21 protein-coding genes and 1 pseudogene are annotated in these 18,633 nt (G+C 68.7%); 15 read left to right on the top strand and 7 right to left on the bottom strand.

The genetic code is table 11. The annotated features are described in order from the left end of the window. Positions 1–186 precede the first annotated feature (186 nt). Complete coding sequence (locus L810_RS19290; protein WP_021159943.1) at positions 187–1,494, top strand: MFS transporter; 1,308 nt, start codon at positions 187–189, stop codon at positions 1,492–1,494. A gap of 1 nt (position 1,495) precedes the next feature. Beyond that, entirely contained in the window at positions 1,496–2,629 is a 1,134-nt protein-coding gene (locus tag L810_RS19285; RefSeq protein WP_021159942.1) for an amidohydrolase family protein, read from the top strand. A 31-nt stretch (positions 2,630–2,660) separates the two neighbouring features. Here the strand turns inward: L810_RS19285 and L810_RS19280 are convergent, their stop codons facing one another. From L810_RS19280 to L810_RS19270, 3 genes are all read right to left on the bottom strand, one after another. Continuing rightward, a complete protein-coding gene (locus L810_RS19280; protein WP_021159941.1) occupies positions 2,661–3,137 on the bottom strand; it encodes an SRPBCC family protein in 477 nt (158 codons plus the stop codon). A gap of 120 nt (positions 3,138–3,257) precedes the next feature. Then, complete coding sequence (locus L810_RS19275) at positions 3,258–3,743, bottom strand: SRPBCC family protein (protein ID WP_021159940.1); 486 nt, start codon at positions 3,741–3,743, stop codon at positions 3,258–3,260. Continuing rightward, the gene (locus L810_RS19270; protein ID WP_021159939.1) at positions 3,715–4,080 is read right to left on the bottom strand and encodes an ArsR/SmtB family transcription factor; all 366 of its coding nucleotides are present in this window, start codon (positions 4,078–4,080) and stop codon (positions 3,715–3,717) included. Before L810_RS19270 ends, L810_RS19275 begins: the two co-directional genes overlap by 29 nt. Positions 4,081–4,284: 204 nt before the next feature. On the opposite strand from L810_RS19270, the gene L810_RS19265 reads away from it, so the two are divergent. Both L810_RS19265 and L810_RS19260 read left to right on the top strand, forming a co-directional pair. After that, positions 4,285–4,815 carry a GNAT family N-acetyltransferase gene (locus tag L810_RS19265; RefSeq protein WP_042975362.1) on the top strand — a complete coding sequence of 177 codons (531 nt, stop codon included), beginning with the start codon at positions 4,285–4,287 and terminating at the stop codon, positions 4,813–4,815. Positions 4,816–4,986: 171 nt separating this feature from the next. Then, the gene (locus L810_RS19260) at positions 4,987–5,565 is read left to right on the top strand and encodes a hypothetical protein (RefSeq protein ID WP_021159937.1); all 579 of its coding nucleotides are present in this window, start codon (positions 4,987–4,989) and stop codon (positions 5,563–5,565) included. A gap of 46 nt (positions 5,566–5,611) precedes the next feature. Here the strand turns inward: L810_RS19260 and L810_RS19255 are convergent, their stop codons facing one another. Further along, positions 5,612–6,196, bottom strand: coding sequence for a TetR/AcrR family transcriptional regulator (locus L810_RS19255; protein WP_021159936.1), 585 nt, complete (start codon positions 6,194–6,196; stop codon positions 5,612–5,614). 346 nt (positions 6,197–6,542) lie between these two features. Here L810_RS19255 and L810_RS19250 point away from each other — a divergent pair, with 346 nt between their 5' ends. Then, positions 6,543–7,247, top strand: a complete 705-nt coding sequence (locus L810_RS19250; protein ID WP_021159935.1) for an SDR family oxidoreductase — start codon at positions 6,543–6,545, stop codon at positions 7,245–7,247. A gap of 64 nt (positions 7,248–7,311) precedes the next feature. Here the strand turns inward: L810_RS19250 and fabV are convergent, their stop codons facing one another. Beyond that, a complete protein-coding gene (gene fabV / locus L810_RS19245; RefSeq protein WP_021159934.1) occupies positions 7,312–8,514 on the bottom strand; it encodes an enoyl-ACP reductase FabV in 1,203 nt (400 codons plus the stop codon). A gap of 161 nt (positions 8,515–8,675) precedes the next feature. On the opposite strand from fabV, the gene L810_RS19240 reads away from it, so the two are divergent. The 6 genes from L810_RS19240 to L810_RS19215 all read left to right on the top strand — a co-directional run bounded on the left by L810_RS19240 (position 8,676) and on the right by L810_RS19215 (position 14,318). Further along, entirely contained in the window at positions 8,676–9,209 is a 534-nt protein-coding gene (locus L810_RS19240; protein WP_006480371.1) for a GbsR/MarR family transcriptional regulator, read from the top strand. A gap of 88 nt (positions 9,210–9,297) precedes the next feature. Next, positions 9,298–10,617: an SDR family oxidoreductase gene (locus L810_RS19235; protein WP_021159933.1), complete on the top strand. Its 1,320-nt coding sequence runs from the start codon at positions 9,298–9,300 to the stop codon at positions 10,615–10,617. Continuing rightward, complete coding sequence (locus L810_RS19230) at positions 10,614–11,084, top strand: DUF2269 family protein (protein WP_021159932.1); 471 nt, start codon at positions 10,614–10,616, stop codon at positions 11,082–11,084. The genes L810_RS19235 and L810_RS19230 overlap by 4 nt, the downstream gene beginning before the upstream one ends. A gap of 96 nt (positions 11,085–11,180) precedes the next feature. Further along, positions 11,181–12,056 (top strand): thiol-disulfide oxidoreductase DCC family protein, encoded by an 876-nt coding sequence (locus L810_RS19225; RefSeq protein WP_021159931.1) that lies wholly within the window; start codon positions 11,181–11,183, stop codon positions 12,054–12,056. Then, positions 12,053–13,552, top strand: coding sequence for a TIGR01777 family oxidoreductase (locus tag L810_RS19220; RefSeq protein ID WP_021159930.1), 1,500 nt, complete (start codon positions 12,053–12,055; stop codon positions 13,550–13,552). Before L810_RS19225 ends, L810_RS19220 begins: the two co-directional genes overlap by 4 nt. Positions 13,553–13,694: 142 nt before the next feature. Continuing rightward, entirely contained in the window at positions 13,695–14,318 is a 624-nt protein-coding gene (locus L810_RS19215) for a glutathione S-transferase family protein (RefSeq protein WP_021159929.1), read from the top strand. Positions 14,319–14,456: 138 nt separating this feature from the next. On the opposite strand, the gene L810_RS19210 is transcribed toward L810_RS19215, so the two are convergent. Together L810_RS19210 and L810_RS19205 are read right to left on the bottom strand one after the other, a co-directional pair. Next, positions 14,457–15,809, bottom strand: a complete 1,353-nt coding sequence (locus L810_RS19210) for a serine hydrolase domain-containing protein (RefSeq protein WP_051392295.1) — start codon at positions 15,807–15,809, stop codon at positions 14,457–14,459. Between the two features lie 192 nt (positions 15,810–16,001). Further along, positions 16,002–16,286, bottom strand: a pseudogene (locus L810_RS19205) (hypothetical protein); the annotation flags it as partial. A gap of 88 nt (positions 16,287–16,374) precedes the next feature. On the opposite strand from L810_RS19205, the gene L810_RS19200 reads away from it, so the two are divergent. The 4 genes from L810_RS19200 to L810_RS19190 all read left to right on the top strand — a co-directional run. Beyond that, positions 16,375–16,794, top strand: a complete 420-nt coding sequence (locus tag L810_RS19200) for an HIT family protein (RefSeq protein ID WP_021159927.1) — start codon at positions 16,375–16,377, stop codon at positions 16,792–16,794. Between the two features lie 254 nt (positions 16,795–17,048). Beyond that, positions 17,049–17,213, top strand: a complete 165-nt coding sequence (locus L810_RS48450; protein ID WP_021159926.1) for a hypothetical protein — start codon at positions 17,049–17,051, stop codon at positions 17,211–17,213. A 156-nt stretch (positions 17,214–17,369) separates the two neighbouring features. Next, a complete protein-coding gene (locus L810_RS19195) occupies positions 17,370–18,029 on the top strand; it encodes a methyltransferase family protein (RefSeq protein ID WP_021159925.1) in 660 nt (219 codons plus the stop codon). Between the two features lie 378 nt (positions 18,030–18,407). Next, a partial coding sequence (locus tag L810_RS19190) for a glycine zipper domain-containing protein (RefSeq protein WP_042975360.1) occupies positions 18,408–18,633 on the top strand: 226 nt, incomplete at its 3' end.

The following is an 18,633-nucleotide window of genomic DNA, read 5'->3' as shown; positions in this document are numbered from 1 at the left end:
GGCGCGCGCGCTGATCGAGGCCGGCGTCGTGGCCGGGCGGCACGACGCGGACGGCGCGGCGGCGGGCGGCGCGCCGTCGCCGAACGAACTGGCGAGCGCGTAGCGCGGCCGCGATCCCCTGATCGAACAAAGGCGTCCCGGCCGCGCCACGCGCGGGCGAGGATCGCCCTATCCACGGAGACAACCATGACATCCGCATTCCCGGCGCTGGCCGCCGATCGCGAGACCGATGCATCGATCGAGCAGCGGGCCGTGCGCAAGGCCGCATGGCGCTTCATCCCGCTGCTCGCGCTCGCGTATTTCTTCAATTACCTGGACCGCACGAGCGTCGGGTTCGCGGCGCTCACGATGAACCGCGATCTCGGGCTGACGGCGACGCAGTTCGGCTGGGGCGCGGGGATCATGTTCGCCGGCTACTGCGTGTTCGAGGTGCCGAGCAATCTCGCGCTGTACCGCTTCGGCGCGCGCCGCTGGCTCGCCCGCATCATGATCACGTGGGGCGTGATGGCGGCCGCGACTGCGCTCGCGACCGGGCCGACGAGTTTCTATGCGATCCGGTTGCTGCTCGGTATCGGGGAAGCCGGGTTCTTTCCGGGCGTGATCTTCTTCCTCGCCGTGTGGTTTCCGGCGAGCTACCGCACGCGGGTGCTGGCGTGGTTCACCGTGTCGACGCCGCTGTCGTCGCTGATCGGCGGGCCGCTGTCGACGTGGCTGCTGCAACTCGACGGCGCGCTCGGGCTGGCCGGCTGGAAATGGATGTTCATCGTCGAAGGGCTGCCGGCGTGCGCGCTCGGTTTTCTCGTACTGAAGCTGCTGTCCGATTCGCCCGCGGATGCCGCGTGGCTGACGGGCGACGAGAGTGCCGCGCTGCAGCGCGCGTTCGAGCGCGAAGGCGCGGCCGCCGGCCGCAAGAAGCGCTTCGGCGTCGCGCTGCGCGACGTGCGCGTGTACGTGCTCGCGCTGATCTCGTTCGGTTTCACGATGGGTTCTTACGGGATCGGCATCTGGCTGCCGCAGATGCTCAAGGCGCACGGCATGTCGACGATGCAGACGGGCTGGCTGTCCGCGGTGCCGTACTTCTTCGCGACCGTCGCGCTGCTGTGGTGGGCGAAGCGCGTGGACCGTCGCGGCGGCCCGGTCGCGAACCTGGCGATCGGGCTGTTCATCGGCGCGGTGGCGCTCGGCGTCTCGACGCACTTCCTGACGCTCGGCCCCGCACTCGCCGGCATCACGCTGGCGCTGGTCGGCACGATCGCCGGCCGTACGATCTTCTACACGCTGCCCTCGCGCTTCCTGTCCGGCCAGGCGGCGGCCGGCGGGCTCGCGCTGATCAACTCGATCGGCGCGCTCGGCGGCTTCGCCGGCCCTTATCTCGTCGGCTACCTGAAGGACGCCTTCGGCACCTTTACCGCCGGCATGCTCGGCCTCGCGATCGTGCTCGCGATCACGACGCTGCTGACGCTGTCGCTGTACGCGTTCGACCGGAGCGAGTGACATGGACACGACGCTTTCGATCAAGCGGCGCCGGCTGCTCGGCGCGGCCGCCGCATCGCTCGCGCTGCCCGCGTTCGTCGAGACGCGCGCGGCGACCCAGGAGGGAGTTTCCCGCATGACGACGCAAAGCAACTATCTGGCGGTCCGCCCCGACTGGCTCGCGTCGGCGCTCGAACCCGCGCTCGAGCCCGACCTGCCGATCGTCGACGCGCATCATCATTTCTATGAGCGGCCGGGCTGGATCTACATGCTCGACGACTATCTGCAGGACGCGCACTCGGGCCACAACATCCAGGCGTCCGTCTACATGCAGGCGCAGACGCGCTATCGCGATGCGGGCCCGGTCGAACTGAAGCCGGCGGGCGAGACGGCCTACGTTGCCGGCGTGACCGAGCCGCTGCAGCAGCACGGCCGCCCGGCTGTCGCGAAAGGCATCGTCGGCCATGCGGACCTGCGTCTCGGCGAGCGCGTGCGCGAGGTGCTCGAAGCACATCTCGAAGCCGGTCGCGGGCGGTTTCGCGGCGTTCGTCACCTGACGACCTGGGATGCCGATCCGACGCTCGCCAATCCGCTATCGGCGGTGCCGCGCGGCATGCTGCTCGATTCCGCGTACCGGGCGGGCGTCGCGCAGCTCGCGCCGCTCGGGCTGTCGTACGACGCGTGGCTGTTCTTTCCCCAACTCCCTGAACTGTTCGAGCTCGCGAAGGCGAATCCCGATACGCGCATCATCGTCAATCACTGCGGCGGCGTCGTACGGATCGCGAGTTATGCCGACAAGCGGCCGGAGGAGTTCGAACGCTGGTCGGCGTCGATGCGCGCGCTCGCGCGGCTGCCGAACGTGTACGTGAAGGTCGGCGGGCTCGGGATGCGCATCAACGGTTTCGATTTCGAGAAAGGCGCGCGGCCGCCGTCTTCCGTGCAGCTCGCCGACGCGTGGAAGCCGTGGATGATGACCTGCATCGACGCGTTCGGCCCCGAGCGCTGCATGTTCGAGAGCAATTTTCCGGTCGACAAGGGCTCGTATTCGTTCGTGAACGGCTGGAATGCGTTCAAGCGCCTGACGGCGCAGGCAAGCCCGGACGAGCGCGACGCGCTGTTCCGCGGCACGGTCACGCGGGCTTACCGGCTCGGCTGACGCGCGTCGCGACGACAGGCCCGGCGCTTGCTCACCCCGCCTCCACCAGCGCCGCCAGCCTCGCCAGCGCCATTTGCCAGCCGGTTTCGTTGTCGGCGGCCGGCACGCCGGGCGGCACCCCGTCGTGCACGGCGTCCACGCGCGTGCCGCCCGCTTCGTCGGACAGCGTGATCGTGATCGTCATGGCGCCGCGCAGCATCGGATCGTCGGTTTCGAACACGTCGATCTCGACGATCTGCTCGTTCGGCACGAGCGTGACGAAGCGGCCGTGATAGGTATCGGTGCGCGCGGTGGTCTTGCCGGTACCGGCCGACGGTGCGTCATAGCTCAGCGACACGCGCAGCGCGCCGCCTTCGCGCGCGTCGTACGCATGCACGCGGCACGTCATGCCGTCGGGCACCTTCCATTGTTCGACCGCGTGCGGATCGAGCAGCGCACGGTAGACGCGCCCGCGCGGGGCGTTCAGGTGCCGGCTGACCCGGGTCGAATGCGTGTGCGTGTGCAACATGTCGCCTCCCGCGGAGCGCGCGCGACGGTGCACGCCGGCGGGCCGGCGTCTCGTCGCGCTTCCTTCAGGAATCCTAGGCGCGCGCGAGGCGGCATGCAATGATCGCGCACCCGGCCGCGCTCAGCGCAGCGCGGCCGCGAAGGCGTCGAGCTGCGTGATGCAGGTGTTCCAGCCCTCGAAGAAGCCGAGCGCTTCATGGCGCTCGCGCGTGGCGGCGTCCGGATGCATCACGCGCGCCTCGTAGCGGCTGCCCGCATCGTCGTCGGCCATCGTGACGACTGCCGTGAACCCCATCCACGGCACTTGCGGCCGCCAGCCGCCCGCGAGCATCGACGTGAACGCGATGCGCGATTCGGGCACGATTTCGAGGAAGCAGCCGGGGTTGTCGCTCGTGCCGCCGTCGGGGCCGCGCATGAACGTGTGGAAAGCGCCGCCCGGACGCAGGTCGAATGCGCGCACTTCGGTGGTCCACGGTTTCGGGCACCACCATTCCTTCAGCAGTTCGGGGTCGGTCCACGCACGCCACAGCGCGTGGCGCGGCGCGTGCAACGTGCGCGTGATGACGAGATCGTGGGCTTCAGCGGGGTCGACGGGGCTGGCTGACATCGTGCTCCTCCTGGTGACGGCGTTCGACGAATTCGACGAGACGATCGGATCGTGCTTCCCACAGCGCGCGTTGCGCGGCGAGCCATGCCTCGGCCTCGGCGAGCCGGCTGCCGACCAGTGTGCAGGTGCGCGAGCGGCCGGATTTCCGGGTCTGCACGAGGCCGCTGCGCTCGAGCACGGCCACGTGCTTCATGAACGACGGCAGCGCCATGTCGAACGGCTCGGCCAATGCGGAGACGGTCCGCTCGCCCTGGCCGAGCGCGCCGACGATCGCGCAGCGCGTCGGATCGGCGAGGGCGTGGAACACGTCGCTGATGCCGGGTGGAAAGTTAGCCATGTGGCTAAGTGTAGGCAATGGGAACGGCGGTGCAACGGAAATTTTCGTCGCGTAGGATGATGGGGCGGTAACACGCGCCGACCGGGCGCGGTATCGCCGCATGCCTGCTGCCGTTGCGCGAGCCGCGACGATCGGCCGGTGTTCTTTCCGATCCGGCCGCCCGCCGAACCCGTGCGGGCGGCCCACCTGATTACCGGAGATGGCATGACCGAATCCGTTACCGTCCGCCGCATCGACGCGGGCGAAGCGATGACCTGCGTCGATGCGCTGGCCGACGTGCTGATCGATTGCGTCGAGGGCGGCGCGTCCGTCAGCTTCATGTTGCCGATCGGGCGGCCGACCGCCGTCGCGTTCTGGACCCACGTCGCCAACGGCGTCGCGAACGGCGAGCGCATCCTGCTCGTTGCCGAGGACGCGGCCGGCCGGATCGTCGGCACCGTGCAGGTCGTGACCGCGCAGCCGGAGAACCAGCCGCATCGTGCGGATATCGCGAAGATGCTCGTGTCGCGTCACGCGCGCCGGCAGGGCATCGCCGGGCGGCTGATGGCGGCGGCCGACGCGGCCGCGCGCGACGCCGGCAAGACCGTGCTCGTGCTCGATACCGTGACGGGCGGCGACGCCGAGCGGCTGTACGAGCGGGCCGGCTGGCAGCGCGTCGGCGTCGTGCCGAACTATGCGTTGATGCCCGACGGCACGCCCTGCGCGACGACGTATTTCCACAAGCAACTCGCGTAACGGGGCGCGCGATGCATCCCGTCGCTCCGGCGCTTGTCTCCCCGGTCGCGGCGAGCGCAGGGCCCCGGGGCGACCGCGCCCCGTCCGGGAAGCAGGCAGGGCCGGAGACGTCGCCAGTCCGATATAGTCACGCAGGAAGATTTCAGCTGCACGCCCCGGAACCCCGCCTCGATGAAACGCTCCCATGTCGTTTACGCCCTCACGGGCCTGCTTGTCGCGCTGCCGATTGCCGCGTATGCGCTGGTCAAGCCGCTGCGCGTCGTCGCGCCTGCGCTGGTCCCCGGCGTGTCGTGCCCGAGCGCCGATCTCTGCACCGACGATGCCGCGAGGCTCGGCGACGCACGGCAGCTCTATCGCGACGGTTATGCGCGCGCGGCGGCAGCCGTCGGCGCGTTCCGGGAGGCGCCGCGCGTCGTGTTCTGTTCGACCCGCGCGTGCGCCGATGCATTCGGCCTCGGCCAGCGCGCGGCGCTGACGCTCGGGAATTTCGGCGTGGTTGTCGCACCGCGCGGCTGGCAGACCTACTTTCTCGCGCACGAGCTGATCCATCACCGCCAGGCGGAAGTCCTCGGCAACCTGGCCGTCGTGACCAAGCCGCGCTGGCTGATCGAAGGGATGGCGTATTCGCTCAGCGAGGATCCGCGCCATCCGCTGGCGGAGCCGTTCGAAGCGTGGCGCACGCGTTTCGATGCATGGCATGCGGCGCTGGGCGGGCAGCCGCTGTGGGAGGCCGCGCGGGCGGTCGAATAGCGGGGCAAGGGCGCCGCGCGCGCCGTCTTGCCCCGCCGTCTGCCCGTCATGCCGGCGCGGACGGATCGTCGCGCCCGGCGGTGAGCGCGTCCCGCCCCGCCGCGAGGATTTCGTCGGCCAGCGCGGGCTCGGTGCCGGCGATCGCGCGCGACAGCACGAGCGCGCCGACCATCTGGCTGAAGACGGCGATCGCGTCGCGACGCGTCTGCGCCGGTGTCCCGCCTTCGACGGCCACCATCCGTTCCAGCCGGTCGAGATACGTGGCGAGGCCGTGCGCGTAGCATGCACGCGCCGCATCGGTCAGTCGCGGCGCATCGCCCGCGAAACCGGACAGCGGGCACCCGGCCTCGACGTTGTCGCGATGCGCGGCCGACAGATACGACGCCACCTGCGCGTCGAGACTGCCGGCGTTCGGCGAATCCGCGCGGTCCTGCATGGCCTTTTCCATCACCTCGGCCACCAGCGCGTCTTTCGACTTGAAGTGGTTGTAGAAGCCGCCCTGCGTGAAGCCGGCTTCCTTCATCAGCTCCGTGAGTCCGACCGCGTCGACGCCGCGCACGCGGAACAGCCGCTCGGCGGCCGCGACAATCGCGCTCCGGTTCTCGGCAGCCTGCTGTCTTGAAACGCCCATCGATTCCTCCCTGATTTTTGCCGATCGCGTCGATTGAAAATCACAATGGCGACCACCATTGACATGAGCGGATTGCGTGAACACAATGCACGGCAAAGACAATGGTGATCGACATTGACATCGAGTGTAGCCGACTTGGCAGAGGGTGCAAAGCCGCTGCCGGAACAGCCGATGGCAATCGATCGGTGTCTTGGGCGCCGCCGGGGCACGTGTATCGGGCAACGGGCGGCTTGCCGCCTGCCGGCGGCGTATCGGTTCGGAACGCAATGGCAGCCTGGTTTTTCACCGGATCTCACGCGCGCGGCGAGCCGGCGCGCATGCGATTCATCATGCGAAAGGAAGCGTCATGAAGATCGAAGGTGCAGTGGTGTTCGTCACGGGTGCGAATCGCGGGCTCGGGCTCGAGTTCGCGAAGCAGGCGCTTGCGAGAGGGGCGCGCAAGGTCTATGCGGCGGCGCGCGATCCGGCCACCGTGACGCTGCCGGGCGTCGTGCCGGTGAAGCTCGACGTGACCGATCCGGCGGCCGTCGCTGCGGCGGCCGACGCGGCGCGCGACGTCACGCTGCTGATCAACAACGCGGGCGTCGCGCGACTCGGCAGCCTGACGGACGACGGTGCGACCGACGCATTGCGCGACCACTTCGAGACCAACGTGTTCGGGATGCTGGCGATGTCGCGCGCGTTCGCGGGCATCCTCGCCGGCCATGGCGGCGGCGCGATCCTGAACATCCTGTCCGTCGCGAGCTGGGTGAACCGGCCGATCCTGTCGGGTTACGGCGTGTCGAAATCGGCCGCGTGGGCGTTGACCAACGGGCTGCGCCATTCGCTGCGCGAGCAGCGCACGCAGGTCGTCGGGCTGCATGCCGGCTTCATCGATACCGACCTGACGGCCGGCCTCGACGTGCCGAAGGCGACGCCGGCCGACGTCGTGCGCCAGGCGTACGAAGCGATCGAAGCAGGGGAAGAAGAAGTGTCGACCGACGAGTTCACGCGGCAGGTGAAGGCCACGCTGTCGTCGGGCGTCTATCTGGAAGAACCGGCGCCGCGTTGACTCCGCCGGAGTCTCGAACCCGCCTCCCGCGCCGCATGGGCGGTACGGGCGGCGGGCCGGGCCGTCAGGCCGTGGTGTCGATGATGCCGGGGATCTTCACGTCCGGGTTCACGTCCGCGTCGTAGTCGACGCCGGCGATCTCGAAGCCGAACAGGCGCAGGAACTCGGTCTTGTAGCCGGCGAAGTCGGTCAGCTCGTACAGGTTGTCGTTCGTCACGTGGTTCCACTGCGCGACGACCTTCGCCTGCACCTGCGGATCGAGCTCCTTGTAGTCCGCGCGCAGGCGGCCTTCTTCGTCGACGTGCGGCGTCGCACCGTACAGGCTGTCCTTGAACAGCCCGTACACCTGCTCGATGCAGCCTTCGTGCGTGCCGGTTTCCTTCATCGTCTTGAACAGCAGCGACAGGTACAGCGGCATCATCGGGATCGCCGAGCTTGCCTGCGTGACGACGGCCTTCAGCACCGACACGCGCGCATCGCCGCCGTGCGCGGCCAGCTTGTCGCGGATCGACAGCACCTTCTTGTCGAGATCCTTCTTCGCTTCGCCGATCGAGCCGTTCCAGTAGATGTCGTGCGTGATCTGCTCGCCGAGATACGTGAACGCGGTCGTCTTCGCGCCGTCGGCCAGCACGCCGGCTTCATCGAGCGCGTCGATCCACATCTGCCAGTCCTCGCCGCCCATCACGGCGACGGTGCCGTCGATCTCTTCCTGCGTCGCCGGTTCCAGCGTGACGTCGCGGATCACTTCCTTGTCGGTGTCGAGGCCGCGGAACGTGACCGTCTTGCCGATCGGCTTGAGCGTCGAGCTGATGGTTTCGCCCGTCTTCGGATGCGTGCGGCGCGGCGCCGCGAGGCTGTAGACGACGAGATCGACCTTGCCGAGATCCTGCTTGATGGTGTCGATCGTGACCTGCTTGACCTTGTCGGAGAATGCGTCGCCGTTGATGCTGCGCGCATAGACCCCTTTTTCGGCGGCGAATTTCTCGAACGCGGCGCTGTTGTACCAGCCGGCCGTGCCCGGCTTCGTTTCGCTGCCGGCGCGCTCGAAGAACACGCCGAGCGTGTCCGCGCCCGAGCCGAATGCGGCCGAGATCCGGGCGGCGAGGCCGTAGCCGGTCGACGCGCCGATCACGAGCACCTTTTTCGGGCCGTTGGCGATCGGGCCGTGCGAAGTCACGTAGTCGATCTGTTCCTTGACGTTGGCTTCACAGCCGACCGGATGAGTCGTCACGCAGATGAAGCCACGCACGCGCGGTTTGATGATCATGGAAACCCTCTAGTCAGAAAGGCAGAAACGGCCTGAAATCGGAAAAATCCCGCGCATTGTAATGGAAGCGGCCGATCGCGGGCGGGCGCGGCCGGAACCCGGCGGGTCGTCCGGTTATTTCTCTCTTGACAGAAATAACTGAAATGCCTAAATTTCACGCCATGGAACTCACACCGATTGCCGAACGATTCATTCTCCACTGGGGCGAAATGGGCTCGCGGTGGGGCGTCAACCGCACCGTCTCGCAGATCCACGCGCTGCTGTATCTGGCCGGCCGGCCGGTCGCGGCCGACGAGATCGCCGAGACGCTCAACGTCGCGCGCTCCAACGTCAGCACGAGCCTGAAGGAGCTGCAGGCGTGGCGGCTCGCGAAGGTCGTGCATGTGCTGGGCGACCGCCGCGACCACTTCGAGACGTCGACCGATATCTGGGAACTGTTCAAGCTGATCGTCGAAGGGCGGCGGCAGCGCGAGATCGAGCCGACGCTCACGGTGCTGCGCGATTGCCTGACGAATCCGGAGATCGCGAACGAGAGCCGCGAGACCGAGCAGCGCATCCGCGACACGCTGCAGTTCGTCGAGACACTCACGACCTGGTCGGACGAGATGCTGCGGCTCAAGCCCGATACGCTGATGAAGGCGCTCGGCATCGGCGCGAAGATCAGCCAGACGGTCAGGCGCAAGCCGTCGAAGTAAGCGTGACGCGCAGTGCGGGCAGGCAGCCCGCTTTTTTTGGAATTGTTATTTCTGTCTGTACAGAAATAACTGTAAGTAGAGGATGAAAATGAACGCAGTCTTGCCGTCGACCTGCCCGCAGGGCCGCACCGGGGCGCGCCGCATGACGGTTCTCGTGTGCGGCGCGAACGGCTTCATCGGGCGGGCACTGTGCGCGCAGCTCGAAGCCGGCGGCCATCGTGTGCTGCGCGGCGTGCGGCATGCGGCCGGCCCGTGCGACGTCGCGATTGACTTCGCCGCCGACATCGATCCCGATGCGTGGCTCGCGCGGCTGAAGGGCGTTGACGTGGTGATCAATGCGGTCGGCATCCTCGCCGATCGGCGCGGCGCGACACTCGACGCCGTGCACCGTGCCGCGCCGTGCGCACTCTTTACCGCGTGCTGCCGCGCCGGCGTGCGGCGCGTGATCCAGATCTCGGCGCTCGGCGTCGAGCGCGGCGGCACGCGCTACTTCGCCAGCAAGCTTGCCGCCGACCGCTTCCTGCAGACGCTGCCGATCGACTTCCGGATCGTGCGGCCCGCGCTCGTCTACGGCACGGACGGCGCGTCCGCGCGGTTTTTCCGGATGCTCGCGAGCCTGCCCGTGCAGGTGCTGCCGGCGGGCGGCCGTCAGCGGCTGCGCCCCGTGCACGTCGACGATCTCGCCGAAGTCGTCGCGCGGCTCGTCGTGCAACCGGGCGATGCGCCGGCGGCCGGCCGCGCGGTGATCGACGTGGTCGGCAACGACGAAGTCGAATACCGCGAGATGCTGGCCCGCTACCGTGCCGCGCTGCGATTTCCGCCGGCCGCCCGCGTGACGCTGCCGGGCCCGCTGGCCGGCGCGGCGGCCGCGTTGCTCGGCACGCTGCCGGGCGCGATGTTCACGCGCGACACGTGGACGATGCTGCGTGGCGGGAACACCGGCGATCCTGCCGCCGTCACGACCGTGCTCGGCCGGCCGCCGCGCGGGATCGACGGCTTCATCGGCACGGAAGCCGCTGCGCTGCGTCGCGACGCGCTGGCGATGTGGCGTCGGCCGTTGCTGCGCGGCGCGCTCGCGATCGTGTGGATCTGGACGGCCATCGCCAGCGCGTTCATCCATCCGCTGCCCGCGAGCCTCGCGCTGCTCGCGCCTGCGCACCTGACGGGGCTGCCCGCGCTGATCGCGTTGTACGCGGCCAGCGCGCTGGACTTCGCGTTCGGCATCGCGACCGTCGTCGCGCCTTCTCGGCGCCTGTGGGCTGCGCAAGCGGCGCTGATCGTCGCGTACTCGGCCGTCATCGCGGTCACGATGCCGGCGCTGCTCGCCGAGCCGTTCGGCCCCGTGCTCAAGAACGTGCCGATTCTCGCGATCCTGTTGATCCTTTTTTCAGAAGAAGAACAAGCATGAATACCTATCTCGTCATCAAGGCGCTTCACATCCTGTCCTCCGTGCTGCTGGTCGGCACCGGCTTCGGCACCGCGTTCTACCTGTTCTTCGCGAACCGCACGCAGTCGGTGCCCGCGATCGCGGCCGTGTCGCGCCTCGTGGTGCGCGCGGACTGGTGGTTCACGACGCCGGCCGTGATCTTCCAACCGGCATCGGGGCTCTGGCTCGCGCACACCGCCGGCTGGCCGTGGCATACGCCGTGGCTGCTCGCGTCGATCGTGCTGTATGCGATCGCCGGTGCGTGCTGGCTGCCGGTCGTGTGGCTGCAGCTCGAACTTGCATCGATGGCGAAGCTCGCCCATGCGAACGGCGACGCCGCATTGCCGGAGCGCTACTGGCGCTATGCGAAGCGCTGGGAACTGCTCGGCTACCCGGCGTTCTTCGCGATGCTGTCCGTCTACTTCCTGATGGTGCTCAAGCCGATGTAAGCGCGTGGCCGCCGCCGCACGTGAGCGGCGGTACGGCGTGCGGGAAAGCAGTCGATCGATTCACGGTGCACGCAAGAACAAGAAGGAATGCGAATCATGGAATCAAGTGAACTGGTGCTGTACTTCGACGGACGATGTCCGTTATGTGTCGCGCAGATACGGCGTCTCGGTGCCCGCGACGCGCAGCGGCGGCTGGCTTTCGTCGATATCGCCGGGCCGGGCTTCGATCCGGCGCCGCTGAGCGTCGGCCTGCCCGCGCTGAATCGCGAGCTTCATGCGCGTCTGCCGGACGGACGCATGCTGACCGGGGTGGACGGCATCCTCGCCGCCCATGCGCTGACCGGGCGCGGCTGGCTCGTCCGGCTGCTTCGCGTGCCGGTCGTGCGCGGCGTGCTGGCACCGCTGTATCGCCGCGTCGCGCGCAACCGGCACGCCCTTTCGCGCTGGCTTGGCTATCGCACCGAAGCGGCGTGCGACGGGCGGGCATGCGATAGCGACCGCGCCGCCGAACCCGCCGAACCCGCGGCCGATCGTCCCGCGCGCGATGACATGCGCCGCATCGTGGTGACCTGGATGTACGGCGCGGCGCTTGCCCACCTGCTCGTCGGCATCGCCGTTCCGTGGGTGGCCGGCACGCCGTGGCTCGACGCGTATCACCGCGTCATCGAGCTGCATTTCTGGGCGGGTACGGCGCCCGGCCCGGCGCGTGCGCAGCAGGTCTGGTGGATGTCGCTGATCGGCGCGACGGTGCAATGCGCGTCGGTCTGGATGCTGGCGCTCGTCCACCTCGGCAACCGGCTGCGCCGGCGGGAAGTGTGGGGGTGGCTGCTGGCCGGCCTGTCGATCTGGGCGCCGCAGGACATGCTGTTTTCATTGCAGGCCCGGGTATCGGGCCACGTGGCGATCGACGCGGCGGCACTCGTTGCGATGGTGCCGCCGCTTGTGTGGCTGTGGAGGAGGGATACACCATGAACACCTTGCCTGCTTACGACTGGGCGCTCAACCTGCTGATCGTGCAGGGCGCGATGGGCGCATTCGATACGCTCTATCACCACGAGCTCACGCAGGATCTGCCGCACAGCCCGCGCGCGCGGCTCGAGCTGGGGATTCACGCGGTGCGCTCCGTGCTTTACGGTCTCGTGTTCGCGTCGATCGCGAACGTCGCCTTTCATGGTGCGTGGGTCGCGGCCCTCGCGGCGGTGGTCGTCGTCGAGGTGGTGCTGACGCTGTGGGATTTCGTCGTCGAGGACCAGAGCCGCAAGCTGCCGGCGACCGAGCGCGTGCTGCACACGCTGCTGGCCGTCAACGGCGGCGCGCTGTTCGGGATGATCTCGATGCAACTGGCCGTCTGGGCGCACGAGCCGACCGCGCTTCAGGTACTCGACCTCGGCTGGCGCGGCGGGTTGCTGAGCGTGTTTGCCGTCGGCGTGACGGTATCGGGCATCCGCGACGGAATCGCGGCCTGCCGGATCGCGCAACGCGCGCCGGCCGCCAATCCGTTCGCGGGGCAACCGCCGGGGAACGTGCTCGTCACAGGCGGCACCGGCTTCATCGGCGAAACCCTCGTGAACCATCTGCTCGATGCGGGCCATTCGGTCACGTTGCTGGCGCGCGACCCGCTGCGCGCGGCCTACTCGTTTCAGGGCCGTGTGCGCAGCGTGACGTCCGCCGGGCAACTGCAGCCGCACGAGCGTTTCGACACGGTCATCAACCTCGCGGGGGCGCCGGTGCTGGGCGCGCGCTGGAGCAAGCGCCGGCAGGCGGTGCTGCTCGCCAGCCGCGTCGGCGTCACGGAATCGCTGATGCGCTGGGTCGAGACCGCCGAGGTCAAGCCCTGCACGTGGATCCAGGCGTCGGCGATCGGCTACTACGGCGTGCGGCCTGCCGACGAGCGGCTCGACGAGCGCAGCAGCGCCGGCACCGGCTTCATGTCCGGGCTGTGCCGGCAGTGGGAGCTTGCCGCACAGCCGCTCGAACGTCATGGCGTGCGCACGGTGGTGCTGCGGCTGGGCGTCGTGTTCGGCCCCGGCGGCGCGTTGCGCCCGATGCTGCTGCCGCACTACTTCGGGATGGGCGGGCGATTCGGCGACGGCACGCAGGTGATGAGCTGGATACACCGGGACGACGTGCTGCGGATCATTGCACGCGTGATGTCGAACGCGGGCATGCACGGCGTCTACAACGCGGTCGCACCGGCGCCGTTGACCCAGCGCGAGTTCGTGCAGGTCGTGTCGAAGGTGTTGCGTCGCCCGGCCTGGCTGCACGTGCCGGCCGCGCCGCTGCGCGTCGCGATGGGCGAGATGGCCGAGCTGCTGCTGGACGGGCAGCGGGTGATGCCGGCGCGGCTGCATCAGGACGGATTCATGTTCCGGTTCCCGACGGCCGAGCACGCGCTGCGTGACCTGACGAACCGGCCGCATGGAGATTTCGCGCACGCGGCCCGCCGTTTGCCTCGCGGTCGTGTTTGACCGCTCTGCCCGTGCCCGAAGGAAGTTCCCCAGGGGAAAAGGACGGAGGTTCCCGGAGCAAACCTGCTAAATTCGGCGTGAATGCGTTCGTGGCGCGTCGTGCGCCCCGAACGCTCCGCATCCGACCTCACAAGGAGACTGCATGCTGCACATCCTCGGCAAGATTCCGTCCATCAACGTCCGCAAGGTGCTGTGGCTGTGCACCGAACTGAACCTGCCGTTCGAACAGGAAGACTGGGGCGCGGGTTTTCGCACGACCAACGATCCGGCCTATCTCGCGCTGAACCCGAACGCGCTCGTGCCCGTCATCAAGGACGACGATTTCGTGCTCTGGGAATCGAACACGATCATCCGCTACCTCGCGAACCGTTACGGCGGCGACGCGCTGTATCCGGCCGAGCCGCAGGCGCGTGCGCGGGTCGATCAATGGATCGACTGGCAGGGCGCGGACCTGAACCGCTCGTGGGTCGGCGCGTTCCTCGGCCTCGTGCGGAAATCGCCCGATCACCAGGATCCGGCCGGCATCGCGCAGTCGATCGCAGGCTGGACGAAGCACATGCAGGTGCTGAACGCACAGCTCGAAAAGACGGGCGCGTACGTGGCCGGCGATACGTTCACGCTCGCGGACATTCCGATCGGCCTGTCGGTCAACCGCTGGTTCGGCACGCCGTTCGAGCATCCGGAATTGCCGGCGGTGTCGCGCTATATCGAACGTCTCGCGACGCGCGAAGGCTTCAAGCAATACGCGGGCAGCGCGAATCCGTAAGGCCGGGCCGGCAGGGTGTGAAGCGGCCGTGTTGCAATCGCTGCCGCTTCACGCCTGATTCATCGATCCACGTACCCGTCGTCACGCGCCGGGCGCCGGCACCGCGTCGAGCACGCGCGCAAGAAACGCCTCGTGGTTCTACGCGGATTCCGGCCGCGACAGCCCGAGCCGCACGACCACCAGTTGACGGCTCGGCACCACGCTCACGAACTGGCCTTCATGGCCGACCGCATGAAACGCGTCGGCCGGCATCGCGACGGCGTGCGGATCGCGATCGTTGAACGGCTCCGGCACCTTGACCCACAGCTGCGCGCCGTATTCCTGGCGCGACGACTGCGGCGTCGCGCGCGTCAGGTAGCGTACCCAGCCGTCCGGCAGCAGCCGCTGGCCGTCCCACACGCCGTCCTGCAGCAGAAGCTCCCCGAAGCGCGCCCAGTCGCGTGCGCTCGCATACATGTACGACGCGCTGACGAGTGTGCCCGACACATCGGGCTCGAACACCGCGCTGCGCATGCCGAGCGGCGCGAACAGCGCGCGACGCGGAAACGCGAGGTAGTCGTCCTCGCCGCCGCCCAGCGCTTCGCGCATCACGCGCGCGACGATCGCGCTCGTCCCGCTCGAGTAAGACCACTGCGTGCCGGGTGTCGCCGCGAGCGGCTTCGCCGATGCGAACCGCGCGGTATCGGGCTGCGTGAACAGCATCAACGCGACGTCGGACAGCGGGTCGTCGTAGTCCTCGTTGAATTGCAGGCCGCTCGTCATCCGCAGCAGCTCGTCGAGCGTGATGGCCGCGCGCGGATCGCCGCTGCCGCGCCATTCGGGCAGCAGCGCCGACGTATCGGGCGACAGCTTGTGCTGCGCGACGAGCGCGCCGGCCAGCGCGGCCGTCACGGTCTTCGTCATCGACCAGCCGGGCAGCGGCGTGTCGGCCGTGAAGCCGGGTGCATAGCGTTCGGCGATCACCTGGCCGCGCCACATCACGACGACCGCGCGCGTGCGTCGCGGTCGTGCCGGATCGGGCTCGTCGAACGCGCGGTCGAGCGCGGTCTGCAGTTTCCGTGCGTCGATGCCGGCCGGCGGCGTGGCCGGTGCGGCTGGTGCGGGCTGCGCGGGCGGCGGATCGGGGAGGGGTGCCAGCGCGGCCGGCAATGCGGCGGGCGACGGCCCGATCGCGAGCGTGCAGCCGAGCCCGGGCCGGAAGTCGGCTTCGCGCCGGGCGAAGCCGGCGAAGGTCGCCACGGCGCGATGATGGTCGGGATCGATCGACGGGCGGACCAGTTTCAGCAGCGGATGCACGCCGGCCATGATGTCGACGTCGATCACGGACGCGGCAGGGCGGCCCGATACGTACACGCCGGAACACAGCGCCTTCGCCGCATAACCGGTCGCGACCGGCGCGAGCCGGGACAGCATGTAGCCCGTGTAGCCGATCGCGGCGACGACCGCGAGCGCGACGCCGCGCAGGATCGGCTTCTTGAAGGGGATCGTCATGCGCGGGTGTCCTCGGTTGTCTGAAGGCGGAACACGAACCGGCAGTGTCGCAGGTTCGGGCCGGCGGTGGCAATCGCGAGGGGCTGCGATGCCGGGCAGCGTCGACAGCGCGCAGATTGCCGGGCATGTGCGAACCGTGTGTGTCGATCGCGGATGTCGAACGGGCCGCGCGCGGCCCGTTCAAGCGGCGCATCACTGCGTGTTGTTGTCGTCGGAGCGCAGGGTCCGGCCCGTCGCGGTATTCGTGTTGTCGTCGACGGCCGCGAATTGCCGCTGGCCTTTGCTGCCGTGCCCGAACGCCAGGCCGAACGCGACCCCTGGAACGGTGTCGACCTGCATTTGCACGACGAAGCGCCCGTCCACCGTGAATTCGACGATCTCGCTCGGCTGCTGCGGGGCGGCGTTGACCGCGTCGCCGTTCGCGGTCACGAGATGCCCGTTCGGCGCGAGCGCCAGCGCGAGCGGGCCTGACAAGTTGAAATCCGACCCGTCGCCGGCCGATAATCGTCGGGCATTGCACTCCCGCTTTACCGCTTTCCCAGTCCAACCGATATCGGAAACCGACATGTCCTACGACAACAACAACCCGTTCGCCAGAATCCTGCGTGGCGAACTGCCGTGCGTGAAGGTCGCGGAAGACGACACGACGCTCGCGATCATGGATCTGATGCCGCAGGCCGACGGCCACGTGCTCGTGATCCCGAAGGAGCCGGCCGCGCAGATCTTCGACTTGTCCGGCGATGCAGCCGCGGCCGGCATCCGCATGACGCAGCGCGTCGCGGCGGCGGTGCGCGCGGCGCTCGAGCCGGACGGTGTGTTCATCGGCCAGTTCAACGGCGCGGCAGCCGGCCAGACGGTTCCGCACGTGCACTTCCATGTGATCCCGCGCTGGGAGGGCGCCGAGCTGCGGATGCACGCGCGCGAGATCGCCGACGCGGCGACGCTCGAAGCGCTCGCGCAGCGCATTCGCGCGCGCTTCGTGTAACGCGTCGATTGCACGCGGCACGGCGCGCGGCGGCACACCGGCCGGCCGCCGCGCCATCGCCTGTTTCAGCGGTCATGCGAGGTAACACGTGTAACCGGCGGCGAAACTCGTCCCGGCCGACCCGGCGCTAGACTCGGCGCATTGCTTCATCGAGCGACAGGAAGGGCGGATTGCCTCTTCGTGCCGGCCGTCGCACCTCGCGACGACGCGGCGTTCGCGAGGTGCCATTCGTCTTTCGCGCCGGGAATCGAGCCATGTCCAGACTTCTCATCACGCTTGCCCTGATCGGCGGCCTGTCCGGCTGCTACGTCGCGCCGCCGTACGGCTACGCGCCCGCGCCGGTCTACTACGGTTATGCGCCGGCGTATTACGCGCCGCCTGTCAGCGTCGGGATCGGCGGCCACTTCCGCATCCGCTGATCCGGCACCGGGCGCGGGCGCTGGCCGCCCCGGCCAGGGTCATGGCGTTGTGCCGGACGATGCGCGCGGATTCGCGCGCCGCATGACGGCGGTGCGCTACGCGGCGTGCGCGCGGTTCCTATACTTCACAGGAAAGCGCACTCCGGTGAGGCAGTCATGACAGTCACCCGCAAGGTCGCCGCCCTGTCAGGCATCTCCACGCTCGTTTATCTCGGGCTCGCGGTGCTCGGCAGCGGCGGGTTCGCGGCCTTCTTCTCGCATCCGCCGCTGACCGTCGTCGTCGTCGCGACACTCGCGATGGCCGTCGCGGCGATGTTCACCGAAGGCAACCTGAGCAGCGGCGAGCGCGAGAACCGCGACAACCGCTGGGTGCTCGCGGCGTTCGCGGTGAGCGGGTTCCTGCTGGCCTACCTGCCCGCGCTGACCGATCGGCTCGACTTCTGGACCTTCGGCGGCGACGCGGTGCGCTGGGCCGGCGTTGCGCTCTACATCGCGGGCGGCGTGCTGCGCATCTGGCCCGTGTTCGTGCTCGGCAAGCGCTTCAGCGGGCTCGTCGCGATCCAGCCGGGCCATACGCTCGTGACCGACGGCATCTACCGCCGCATCCGCAATCCGAGCTATCTCGGCCTGCTCGTCAATTCGGTCGGCTGGGCGCTCGCGTTCCGCTCGGGTGTCGGCGTGCTGCTGGTCGTGTTGACGATGATCCCGCTCGTCGCGCGTATCCGCTCCGAAGAGGCGCTGCTGCGTGCGCAATTCGGCGCCGAGTACGACGCGTATTGCGCGCGAACCTGGCGGCTGCTGCCTGGCGTGTACTGACCCCCTTCATTTTTCCCAGACGGTCGTTTCCGGGCCCGCTCACGACACGTGCCCGATGTGTTGCCACGTGTGTCGCAAACGGGCGACGCCCCGCATGGGCGACCCGTCGTCGCGCAGGGCCGGAACTTCGGCAGAGCCAATGCCGGCGCGGGTTTGCGGGCATTCTGGTGCGGGCGTTCGGGGGCGCCTGTTCGTAAACAACTTGTTACCAGAATGTCGACGGCAAGGATGCGGGACCGGTGCTATTCTTCGCCGCAAGCTCATTGAAATGAATTGGTCCGCGGTTCGGCACAATGCCGGATCCGACGTCGATCGATTCAGATCGTCGTACCGAGCGGACCTTCGATAACCAGATTGCGAACAAGGAAGAATACGGGAATGTGGAAGAAAATCGCCCCCGCTCTCGTCGTCGCCGCGCTGACCGGCGCGACTGCGCTGCCGGCCCTGGCAGGTGACATGAACAACGCGCTTGGCGGCGCGCTCGGCGGGGTAGCCGGCGCAGCGGTCGGCGGTGCGCTCGGCGGCAGCACGGGCTCGGTGATCGGCGGCGCCATCGGCGGCGGCGCGGGCGGCGCGGTGACGTCGAACCGTCGCGAGCGCACCG

The organism is Burkholderia sp. AU4i, assembly GCF_000466765.1.
GTDB classification, from domain to species: domain Bacteria; phylum Pseudomonadota; class Gammaproteobacteria; order Burkholderiales; family Burkholderiaceae; genus Burkholderia; species Burkholderia cepacia.
Note: the sequence above shows the minus strand (reverse complement) of the source record. Positions and strands in the feature narration are given on the sequence as shown.

What these genes read in the sequence shown, in the direction of transcription:
- L810_RS19215 (WP_021159929.1), top strand. Translation starts at nt 13,695, where the DNA reads ATGCTGCACATCCTCGGCAAGATTCCGTCCATCAACGTCCGCAAGGTG.
- L810_RS19270 (WP_021159939.1), bottom strand. Translation starts at nt 4,080, where the DNA reads ATGGCTAACTTTCCACCCGGCATCAGCGACGTGTTCCACGCCCTCGCC.
- L810_RS19250 (WP_021159935.1), top strand. Translation starts at nt 6,543, where the DNA reads ATGAAGATCGAAGGTGCAGTGGTGTTCGTCACGGGTGCGAATCGCGGG.
- L810_RS19210 (WP_051392295.1), bottom strand. Translation starts at nt 15,809, where the DNA reads ATGACGATCCCCTTCAAGAAGCCGATCCTGCGCGGCGTCGCGCTCGCG.
- L810_RS19280 (WP_021159941.1), bottom strand. Translation starts at nt 3,137, where the DNA reads ATGTTGCACACGCACACGCATTCGACCCGGGTCAGCCGGCACCTGAAC.
- L810_RS19265 (WP_042975362.1), top strand. Translation starts at nt 4,285, where the DNA reads ATGACCGAATCCGTTACCGTCCGCCGCATCGACGCGGGCGAAGCGATG.
- L810_RS19230 (WP_021159932.1), top strand. Translation starts at nt 10,614, where the DNA reads ATGAATACCTATCTCGTCATCAAGGCGCTTCACATCCTGTCCTCCGTG.
- L810_RS19200 (WP_021159927.1), top strand. Translation starts at nt 16,375, where the DNA reads ATGTCCTACGACAACAACAACCCGTTCGCCAGAATCCTGCGTGGCGAA.
- L810_RS19220 (WP_021159930.1), top strand. Translation starts at nt 12,053, where the DNA reads ATGAACACCTTGCCTGCTTACGACTGGGCGCTCAACCTGCTGATCGTG.
- L810_RS19275 (WP_021159940.1), bottom strand. Translation starts at nt 3,743, where the DNA reads ATGTCAGCCAGCCCCGTCGACCCCGCTGAAGCCCACGATCTCGTCATC.
- L810_RS19225 (WP_021159931.1), top strand. Translation starts at nt 11,181, where the DNA reads ATGGAATCAAGTGAACTGGTGCTGTACTTCGACGGACGATGTCCGTTA.
- fabV (WP_021159934.1), bottom strand. Translation starts at nt 8,514, where the DNA reads ATGATCATCAAACCGCGCGTGCGTGGCTTCATCTGCGTGACGACTCAT.
- L810_RS19240 (WP_006480371.1), top strand. Translation starts at nt 8,676, where the DNA reads ATGGAACTCACACCGATTGCCGAACGATTCATTCTCCACTGGGGCGAA.
- L810_RS19255 (WP_021159936.1), bottom strand. Translation starts at nt 6,196, where the DNA reads ATGGGCGTTTCAAGACAGCAGGCTGCCGAGAACCGGAGCGCGATTGTC.
- L810_RS19260 (WP_021159937.1), top strand. Translation starts at nt 4,987, where the DNA reads ATGAAACGCTCCCATGTCGTTTACGCCCTCACGGGCCTGCTTGTCGCG.
- L810_RS19285 (WP_021159942.1), top strand. Translation starts at nt 1,496, where the DNA reads ATGGACACGACGCTTTCGATCAAGCGGCGCCGGCTGCTCGGCGCGGCC.
- L810_RS19290 (WP_021159943.1), top strand. Translation starts at nt 187, where the DNA reads ATGACATCCGCATTCCCGGCGCTGGCCGCCGATCGCGAGACCGATGCA.
- L810_RS19195 (WP_021159925.1), top strand. Translation starts at nt 17,370, where the DNA reads ATGACAGTCACCCGCAAGGTCGCCGCCCTGTCAGGCATCTCCACGCTC.
- L810_RS19235 (WP_021159933.1), top strand. Translation starts at nt 9,298, where the DNA reads ATGAACGCAGTCTTGCCGTCGACCTGCCCGCAGGGCCGCACCGGGGCG.
- L810_RS48450 (WP_021159926.1), top strand. Translation starts at nt 17,049, where the DNA reads ATGTCCAGACTTCTCATCACGCTTGCCCTGATCGGCGGCCTGTCCGGC.